The sequence below is a fragment of the Muricoccus vinaceus genome (assembly GCF_042433125.1).
Taxonomy (GTDB): domain Bacteria; phylum Pseudomonadota; class Alphaproteobacteria; order Acetobacterales; family Acetobacteraceae; genus Roseomonas; species Roseomonas vinacea.
Map to the genome: position 1 here is coordinate 1 of NZ_JBHLVZ010000123.1, position 1,026 is coordinate 1,026.

Annotated in this window: 1 protein-coding gene; it reads right to left on the reverse strand. The window is 73.0% G+C overall.

From position 1 onward, the window contains the following. On the reverse strand, positions 1-1,026 hold a 1,026-nt coding region (locus tag ACFFIC_RS29890), incomplete at both ends, for an ATP-binding protein (RefSeq protein WP_377057268.1).

A 1,026-nucleotide genomic window follows, 5' to 3' on the forward strand; every position in this document is an offset into this window, starting at 1 on the left:
GCATGCCGGGCTCGAGGGAGCCGTGCTGCTGGATGGCGTTCTCGGTGTAGCCGGAGGTGAGCAGCAGGCCGATGGCCGGGCGCATCTGGCGGGCCCGCACGGCGAGCTGCAGGCCGTTCATGGCGCCCGGCATCACCACGTCCGAGAGGAGCAGCTCGAAGGGCTCCCCGGCTTCCAGGCGGGCCAGCCCCTCGGCGGCGTTGTTGGCCAGGGTGACCGTGTAGCCCAGCCCGCGCAGCATGGCCGCCACATGGGTCCGCACCATGGCATCGTCCTCGACCAGCAGCACGCGCTCGGCCCCTCCCGCCTCGCGCGCCGGGCGCGCCGGGGCGGGGGCGGCGGCCCCGGCCGCGGCTTTCAGCACCATGCGCACGGTGGTGCCCCGCCCCGGGGTGGAGGCCAGCTCCACATGCCCGCCCGACTGCTTCATGAAGCCATACACCATGCTCAGCCCCAGTCCCGATCCCTGCCCCACTTCCTTGGTGGTGAAGAAGGGCTCGAAGGCCCGCCCCAGCACCTCGGGCGCCATGCCCGTGCCGCTGTCCACCACCTCGATCACCACGTAGCGCCCGGGCGAGAGCTCGCCGTCCGCCGGGCCGCCCCCGGCCACCTCCAGGTTGGAGGAGGCGATCACCAGGCTGCCGCCCGCGGGCATGGCGTCGCGCGCGTTGATGCAAAGGTTCAGCACCGCGTTCTCCAGCTGCGACTGGTCGATCAGCGCCGGCCACAGTTCGGGCGCGGAGGACAGGTGCAGCGCGATGTGCGCCCCCAGCGTGCGCCCGAGCATGCTCGCCAGCCCGCCCAGCACCGCGCCCACCTCCACCACCCGCGGCTCCAGCGTCTGGCGCCGCGAGAAGGCCAGCAGCTGGCTGGTCAGCGCCGCGCCCCGCTCCGCCGCCGTCATGGTCATCTCCGCCAGCCCCCGCAGCTCCTCGTCCCCGCCAAGCGACTCCACCAGCGTCTCCGAACTGCCCAGGATCACCGTCAGGAGATTGTTGAAGTCGTGCGCCACACCCCCCGTCAGCT